At 43.0% G+C, this 7,607-nt stretch carries 9 protein-coding genes and 2 pseudogenes; 6 read left to right on the top strand and 5 right to left on the bottom strand.

Going from position 1 to position 7,607, the window contains the following annotated elements:
- Positions 1 to 186: 186 nt before the first annotated feature.
- A pseudogene (locus IQ230_RS27000) lies at positions 187 to 459 on the top strand (transposase); the annotation flags it as partial.
- A gap of 49 nt (positions 460 to 508) precedes the next feature.
- Here IQ230_RS27000 and IQ230_RS22205 read toward each other — a convergent pair.
- On the bottom strand, positions 509 to 835 hold the full coding sequence (locus IQ230_RS22205; protein WP_193934411.1) for a DUF433 domain-containing protein: 327 nt from the start codon (positions 833 to 835) through the stop codon (positions 509 to 511).
- Between the two features lie 334 nt (positions 836 to 1,169).
- Between IQ230_RS22205 and IQ230_RS22200 the strand changes: the two genes are divergently transcribed.
- From IQ230_RS22200 to IQ230_RS22190, 3 genes are all read left to right on the top strand, one after another.
- Complete coding sequence (locus IQ230_RS22200; protein ID WP_193934410.1) at positions 1,170 to 1,487, top strand: DUF433 domain-containing protein; 318 nt, start codon at positions 1,170 to 1,172, stop codon at positions 1,485 to 1,487.
- Complete coding sequence (locus tag IQ230_RS22195) at positions 1,484 to 1,834, top strand: DUF5615 family PIN-like protein (RefSeq protein ID WP_193934409.1); 351 nt, start codon at positions 1,484 to 1,486, stop codon at positions 1,832 to 1,834. Before IQ230_RS22200 ends, IQ230_RS22195 begins: the two co-directional genes overlap by 4 nt.
- 333 nt (positions 1,835 to 2,167) lie before the next feature.
- Positions 2,168 to 2,860, top strand: a complete 693-nt coding sequence (locus IQ230_RS22190) for a class I SAM-dependent methyltransferase (protein WP_193934408.1) — start codon at positions 2,168 to 2,170, stop codon at positions 2,858 to 2,860.
- Between the two features lie 59 nt (positions 2,861 to 2,919).
- Here IQ230_RS22190 and IQ230_RS27780 read toward each other — a convergent pair whose 3' ends face one another.
- From IQ230_RS27780 to IQ230_RS26985, 3 genes and pseudogenes are all read right to left on the bottom strand, one after another.
- A complete protein-coding gene (locus IQ230_RS27780; RefSeq protein ID WP_322742538.1) occupies positions 2,920 to 3,189 on the bottom strand; it encodes an LbetaH domain-containing protein in 270 nt (89 codons plus the stop codon).
- An 18-nt stretch (positions 3,190 to 3,207) separates the two neighbouring features.
- Positions 3,208 to 3,321, bottom strand: a pseudogene (locus IQ230_RS28000) (hypothetical protein); the annotation flags it as partial.
- Positions 3,322 to 3,335: 14 nt separating this feature from the next.
- The gene (locus IQ230_RS26985; RefSeq protein WP_228055231.1) at positions 3,336 to 4,085 is read right to left on the bottom strand and encodes an LbetaH domain-containing protein; all 750 of its coding nucleotides are present in this window, start codon (positions 4,083 to 4,085) and stop codon (positions 3,336 to 3,338) included.
- A 169-nt stretch (positions 4,086 to 4,254) separates the two neighbouring features.
- Between IQ230_RS26985 and IQ230_RS22180 the strand changes: the two genes are divergently transcribed.
- Positions 4,255 to 5,007: a creatininase family protein gene (locus IQ230_RS22180; protein ID WP_193934407.1), complete on the top strand. Its 753-nt coding sequence runs from the start codon at positions 4,255 to 4,257 to the stop codon at positions 5,005 to 5,007.
- A gap of 307 nt (positions 5,008 to 5,314) precedes the next feature.
- On the top strand, positions 5,315 to 5,779 hold the full coding sequence (locus IQ230_RS22175; protein ID WP_193934406.1) for a YbhB/YbcL family Raf kinase inhibitor-like protein: 465 nt from the start codon (positions 5,315 to 5,317) through the stop codon (positions 5,777 to 5,779).
- A gap of 49 nt (positions 5,780 to 5,828) precedes the next feature.
- Here the strand turns inward: IQ230_RS22175 and IQ230_RS22170 are convergent, their stop codons facing one another.
- Positions 5,829 to 7,421, bottom strand: coding sequence for an alkaline phosphatase D family protein (locus IQ230_RS22170; protein WP_193934405.1), 1,593 nt, complete (start codon positions 7,419 to 7,421; stop codon positions 5,829 to 5,831).
- Positions 7,422 to 7,607 lie beyond the last annotated feature (186 nt).

Below are 7,607 nucleotides of genomic sequence, written 5' to 3'. Positions count from 1 at the left end.
CCTATGCCACTGAGGTTCAAAATATGTGCAAAAATCATCGACCTCACAAAACAATGCTTCTAAACTAGACATAGGACGGGGCGCTGAATGGTTTAACTTAATTTCAGCTTACTTGCCCCCTCCTTTTTTTATCCCGAACTGACGTTAATCTTGGCTATTGGACATCAACGAAAAACTCAATTTTCTCGTCTTGTCAAGATTTGGGTTGATGGTGGTTATCGAGGAGAGGGGTTGAGGCGTTGGGTCATGGATACCTACCATTGGATTCTCGAAACAGTTTTACGCTCTGGCACTGCTCAAGGATTTAAGGTTTTGCCTCGTCGCTGGGTCGTAGAACGTACTTTCGGTTGGTTTAACTGGTGTCGGAGACTGAGCAAAGATTATGAGGTTTTACCTGCCACTTCTGAGGCGATGATTCAAGTTGCGATGATTCGTCTTATGTTGAGACGATTGGTATAGTCTTTGACTTTTCAGACATCCTCTAACAAATAGCGGATTAGCATCAAATCTACTGTAGCTGTCCAGCTTTCTCCGCCTGCATCTGGCGAAACTTTATCCTGGCTGGAGACGGGTTTCGCTGCTGATTCTCGCGCATCGTGCGGGAGAACTCCAACCAATCTGCTAGATACGCATCGACCTCTGATTGATGATGTAAATAATACAAGATTGTGGCGTAAACCTGTTCTAACGTTACTGTATGAAATTGTTGGGCAATTTCTTCCGGTGTTTTGCAACGATAGATGTATTCATAAAGAACGCTCTCAATGCCTATGCGCGTTCCTTTAATCCGAATGTCATCGGGTGCAAGAATCATGAAATAGTCTTCTAGTTGCATAGAGGACAGCCTTATGAGTAAACACCGCAACTCAATTATAACTTTAGGGAGTTTCCTAAATTCGACCACTTCACCAGCTTAATAACAGAGGATCAGTTTCAAGCACTCTCACCAATCTCGTCAACTCCAAATCTGGCGCACAGTTGCACAGCGATCTAAAAATCAGTATACGAATCACTTACTCAAACCACTCAATACTTATCCAGCGAACAATACCAATCAGATAACGACCTTTGAGTACCTTGTAGACAAGCGGCATTTGCACTGTCATCGGATTCCACAGATAGAATATGACTAACTTAGTCTTAACATCAATTGATAAAAGTTTATAAGCATGACAGCAGTTATTTTGTCTAAACAGTACGTTGAACAACGCGAAGCAGGCTATTGGCTTTCTGGTAGTCGGGTTTCTTTAGATTCGATCGTTTACTCGTTTGTTCGAGGTGAATTGCCTGAGCAGATCGTGCAAAGTTTTCCGACACTAACCCTTGAACAAGTTTATGGTGCGATCACTTTTTACCTATCCAATCAAGAAGTGATAGACCCTTACTTAAAACAAGGAGAAGCACAACTCGATCAACTCCGTCAAGCTTCCTCACAAGAGAACTCTCAACTGTACAAAAAGCTCGCATCTGCTACCAAAAACCAATGACGATTCGCTTTCAAGCTGATGCGGATCTCAATCATAATATTGTTGTGGGCGTTTTGAGACGAGAACCATCGAGCGATTTTCAAACTGCTTTAGTTGCCAAGTTAGAAGGACTTCCCGATCAAGAGGTGTTGGCAATCGCTGCCAAACAAGGACGAATTTTGATATCCCACGATCAACGAACGATGCCACTTCATTTCGCTGACTTCATTACTACTCAAACCAGCCCAGGGGTTTTAATTGTGCCTAAAACGCTCCTGATTTCGGAAGTCATTGACTCTTTGATCCTAATTTGGGCTGCATCAACCGCAGACGAGTGGACAAACCGAATTATTTTCTTACCAATTTAGTTCTGGAATATTTATATTACTGCTTGTTTGCTGCTGCTTAATTGTGCTGCGCCGTTTGTTTGTCTTTCATCGGTTTTCATCAGTAATTGATATTGTTGAAGTAGTAAAAAAAATTGGGCGCGATCGCACTCTTATCGAGTAAATTCGCTGCAAATAGATTCTACTCAAAGTGCGATCACGTTTTGTTTATTGCCTGGTAAAGTTACTGTACGTGGCTTAGATGTCCGAAAGCGCCCATCAACAACTTAAAAGCCTCAAGGCGCACTTCCCGAATCTGTAGTTACTTAAATAGTCATTTATTGTATTTTAGGTTGTAGTTGATTTTTCTTGCATATGATTAAAGAAATTCAAGAGCAAATAGCTTATTATAATGCTCGCTCTCAAGAATATGATGAGTGGTTTTATCGCATTGGTCGTTACGATCGCGGCTTGCAACTGAATCAACGCTGGTTTGATGAAGTAGATATTCTGAAAAGTGCATTACAGGATATTGGTAAAGTTAATTCAATTTTAGAATTAGCTTGTGGTACAGGAATATGGACACAAGAATTACTTAAACTTAGCAACAAAATTACAGCTATTGATGCTTCGGCTGAGATGATTGCAATAAATAAAAAGAAGTTAAATGATACTAAAATAGTTGATTATCATCAAGTAGATTTGTTATCTTGGCAACCAACTACACAATACGATTTAGTATTTTTTTCCTTCTGGCTATCTCACGTTCCTCCTGCACAAGTTGATGATTTTCTAGCCAAGGTTTATCGGGCAGTGCGTCCTTATGGAAAAGTGTTTATTATTGACTCTTGCTTTGATGCAACTTCGACAGCAAAAGACCATTTTTTTGAAAATGAAAAGGCAATTTATCAACGGCGTAAGTTAAATAATGGGCAAGAATATCAAATATATAAAATTTATTATCAACCCAATGTTTTATTAGATAAATTCATTCAAGTTGGCTTTCAGGCAAGTGTAAAGCAAACAAATAACTATTTTATTTATGCCGAAGGAATAAAATCAGGATAACGTCTTGTTCAGTTGTTGGAGGAAGCAACGCGATCGCATTACCTCCCCTTGTTCGCCGATCAAGCTTGTCTTAAAGTATCAGCTTGCTGCTGAGTCGTAATCACAGCTTTTTCAGGAACATGCACACCATCACGCAGCGTTACACCGACGACGATAGCCTGATTACCAATCGTCACATTGTTACCCACTTGCGAGCGAAATAAAATCGCGTCATCACCAATCGTCAAATTATCACCAACTTCCAATGGTCCGTGAAAGACAATATTGTCATCGCTATTCAAGTTTCTACCAATGCGAATGCTGGTACCTTTGAGTGCATGAAAAGTCACGCGATCTTCAATTTCTGCATTATCACCAATTACGATCGGAGTACCTTCATCCGCCCGAATTGATGTTCTTTGACCAATAACACTGTTATCACCAATTCTGACATCGCCTACAACCCTGACAAACTCAGCAATTTGTACATTTTTACCTAAAGTCGGTTCACAGGTTTAGGGTTCCAAGACGTTCTTGGTGCGACGCTTGCGCCAACAACTGCATCAAATCCTGCGTTGTCGTACAATTCGCTGTAGTTTTCGGCAAATTCTTCGTTAACTTCGAGTACCTCAGTTTGAAACTCAGAATTCTCATCGGTTTTCAGCGGTAAAGCATCTGCTTGCGCTTGTGTTGTAATAACTGAACCAATTGGTACAAGTCGATTTTTGCCGATCTTGACGTTAGTGAGTCTCGCACCGTGTAAAACAAACGCGCCGTCTTCTAGTACGACATTATTTAAATACGCCCGAAAACCGATAAAGGTAAAGTTACCAAGATACGAGTTTTCAATCTTGGCTTGATGCGCGATACTAACTTTCTCACCCGTACTACTCGATATTCCTGTATCTCCTACTCTACCGCACCTTGTGGCTTGCGGAGATGGCAAATTTCGTAATGCTAAGAAAAGAATGTTGTCTTGAAGATTCGTTTCACTTTCTATGCAAATACTTGTACCAGGATCTGCCCTGACAACAGTATTACCAGAAATAAACACACCCCTACCGATCGCAATATCGCCAAACAATTCATCAAGTGGACTTAAAAAACTAGAGTTTACCGCAATTGTTGCTGGACGGGCTAAGCTAAACAATTCTGTTTCCGCAGAAAATGCGATTCCTCCAATGGTTAAAGTACTGAGGATGAGTACAATGAGTGCTACCCTGACTTTATTTCTAATTCTGCGCACAATCAACCTTTAATCGTTATTCAGAACAAAAATTGGTAACGGTATCTTTGACTACCATTACTCATCGCTGGATTATAGAGTTCTGCTGGTGTTAATTTCTCTAATGAAAATAAAAGTATGCAAATGATTTCTTACGATAAGTAAATAGGTTCATTCGCTGCAAGAAATTATGCTATTGCATTTGAGTACTTGGTTAGAAGTTGAAACTTACTTAGAAAAATCTCAAGGTATTATTCTTCCTATCGGTTCTACTGAACAACATGGACCAACCGGATTAATTGGTACGGATGCGATTTGTGCAGAAGCGATCGCACATGGTGTCGGCGACACGACTGGCGCACTCGTTAGCCCAACAATCAATGTTGGTATGGCACTGCATCACACAGCGTTTCCTGGTACGATTAGCCTGCGCCCTAGCACGATGATTTTAGTTATCCGTGACTATATTACTTGTTTAGCGAAAGCGGGATTTAGCAAGTTTTTCTTTATCAACGGTCATGGTGGTAATATTGCCACACTCAAAGCTGCGTTTGCTGAAACTTATACTTATCTTGCAGAAATTAACGTTTCCAATGCAGCTAAAATCCAGTGTCAAGTTGGTAACTGGTTTATGTGCGGTTCGGTTTATCAGCTAGCAAAGGAATTATATGGCGATCGCGAAGGTTCCCACGCAACTCCGAGTGAAGTCGCGGTGACTCAATACGTTTATCCTGAATCAATCAAACACGCGCCCTTATCTCCAGAAGTTGGTAAAGGACATCCAATATATAGTCCTGTCAACTTTCGCCAGCATTATCCTGATGGACGCATGGGTTCCGATCCGGCGTTAGCGACACCCGAACACGGTAAGCAGTTGTATGATTTGGCAGTTAAAGAATTGAGTAACAATTACTTAGAATTTGTTAGTCAGGCGATCGCATAAACGTACATAATTCTCATCTGCACAATTGTTACTTCTCGCCAGTTTTTAGTGCAGTATTTGAGTTTGGTGGCAGATCTTTAACAGCAATTATTCGCTCTGGTGAAAACTTTATGTAACTAGCTTATCAAGCTTGGTGAATTAGTACGAAGTATTGAATGTCAACAAACTAGAACTAACCAACGAGACTTATCTCTATTGGTTGATGCTTTACGTAGCAAACGATATCATCATTGGCATTGGACGTACTTGATGTCACTAGTGTGAGTGTTCAATTCGTCTGTAAGCTCGAAAGGATATTACTTAATTTATGGGACTAAACATCAAGGATCTGCGGATTGTTAGCCCTGCATTTACTACCCTTGAGAGAATTCCCAAACGCTACACCAGCGATGGTGAAAATATTTCACCTCCATTAGAGTGGAGCGGATTGCCGTCAGGAACTCAACAACTGGTACTGATTTGCCACGACCCTGATGCGCCACTACCTTATGGATTTACTCACTGGACAGTTTACGGGATTCCGCCAACCGCGCATCAGCTAGCCCAAGCAGGCGGTAGCAAATTCACAGAAGGCACGAACAGTACAGATAAACTGGGATATACCGGACCTGCCCCACCGAACGGACACGGAACCCACCATTACTATTTTTGGTTGTATGCCTTAGACAAGGAACTTGACCTCAGACCAGGGTTAAACCGCGAACAGCTTCTTGATGCGATCTCCGATTGTGTCATTGAACAAGCACGGCTGGTTGGGATTTACGAGCGCTAAAGGTAGCAAAGCTGTACTTCACATATTAATTACAACCCTTAGTGTTACCTTATGCACGTTGAACGCCAGGGCGACCATTTTCTACAATAAAGGAAGCGAAGGTGTATATTGGTGCATCTGGGCGGCTCACTGTCGTAACGATGCGCAAGTCAGTTCGCCAGCGCTTGTGGTTGAGGTTGACTCGAAAGTAACCACGGCGATCGCCATCAAAAAACTTAATGTGCGGGTTTTCGGGAATCATCGGACCATAGTACGGACCATAAACCTGAGCATCGCCGTTACTTGTCAGTGAAGGTGTGACGAACTCAGTCGCGACTGTTGGAGATTTGGGGTTGTTGTAGTTAAGCTTGATATCATTGACAAATGTCGAATGCCAATCTCCTGTAATTACGACTGGATTTGATACCTTTCGGCTGACAATGCGATCGAGAATCCGCTGGCGTGCCAAAGGATAACCATCCCAAGAATCATTCCAGAAAATTTTACCCGCGCCAATTTTGTGATCTAACTCTGCCATCAACACCTGTTGAGCAATAACATTCCAACGGGTTTGGGAACGCTCTAGTCCTTCAAGTAGCCAGCGCTCTTGCTGCCAACCAGTCATCGTTTTTGCAGGATCGAGCGCAGCTTCACAACGCGGTGTTTCGCCATCGCCGCATGGTTGGTTACTGCGATACTGGCGCGTATCGAGGATGCTGAATCTTGCCAAGTCCCCAAAACTAAGTCGGCGGTAAAGACGCATATTTGGTCCGTTGGGAAGCGAGAAGTGTCGCAGCGGTTGGTGTTCGTAATAGGCGCGATACGCAGCTGCGCGGCGTTGCAGGAACTGTTTTACAGGGTCATTTTCTTCCGAAATCGCATCGGTATAATCGTTATCTACTTCGTGGTCGTCCCAGGTAACAACGAAGGGAAACAAGGCATGAGCTTTTTGCAGATCTGGGTCAGTTTTATACAAAGCATAGCGGAGGCGGTATTGTTCGAGCGTTGTTGTCTCCTGCTGGTATGCTGTGGGTAGCACTACATTACGCGCGCCACCTGTCGGGCTGATGCCGTACTCGTAAATATAATCGCCGAGATGAAAGACTAAATCTAACTCCTCTTCCGCCATACGACGATAAGCCGAGTAGTAGCCGTCCTCCCACTTCTGGCAAGTGCAGAATGCAAAGTTGAGGTAATTTACGCGATCGCCATACGCCGGTGCGGTTTTGGTACGACCAATCGGGCTGTATTCGCTGCCAACCTTAAACTGGTAAAAATACTCCCTAGCGCTTTGCAATCCGCGAACATCGACATGAACTGAATGCGCGAGTTCTGGAGTTGCGATCGCCGTACCAACTTTGACAACGTGTCGCATATTTTCATCCGTTGCGATTTCCCACCGCACAGATACATTGCGCTGCGGCATTCCACCACCGGATAAAGGATTGGGAGCTAATCGCGTCCAGAGTATAACGCCATCGGGTAACGGATCGCCAGAAGCCACGCCCAGTTGAAATGGATAGTCAGATAATCGCGGTCGCGCAACAACATGACTCGACCATTGACTTGCAATTGCTAGACCAGTTAAGGTTCCTGCGCCAACGAGTAAACTTCTCCGCTTGACCTTACTCGCCAGCAAGCGCTCGAAATCGTAGCGTCCCATACCACTCCTCACAAATAATTCAAAGGAGCAAACACTCTCTTATGCTGCTAGAAGAAACATAGCAATCAAGTATTAACTGTTTGTCAAGGTAGCGTTAAGGAAATATCTAAGATTGAGTACAACTATTTAAGGAGCAAAATACTGCGTAGAAGCGATCCAAAAACCTGTGCTATTTAATACTACTAA

The sequence above is a fragment of the Gloeocapsopsis crepidinum LEGE 06123 genome, from assembly GCF_015207655.1.
Lineage (GTDB): Bacteria > Cyanobacteriota > Cyanobacteriia > Cyanobacteriales > Chroococcidiopsidaceae > Gloeocapsopsis > Gloeocapsopsis crepidinum.
This window is presented reverse-complemented; position numbering and strand designations above follow the sequence as displayed.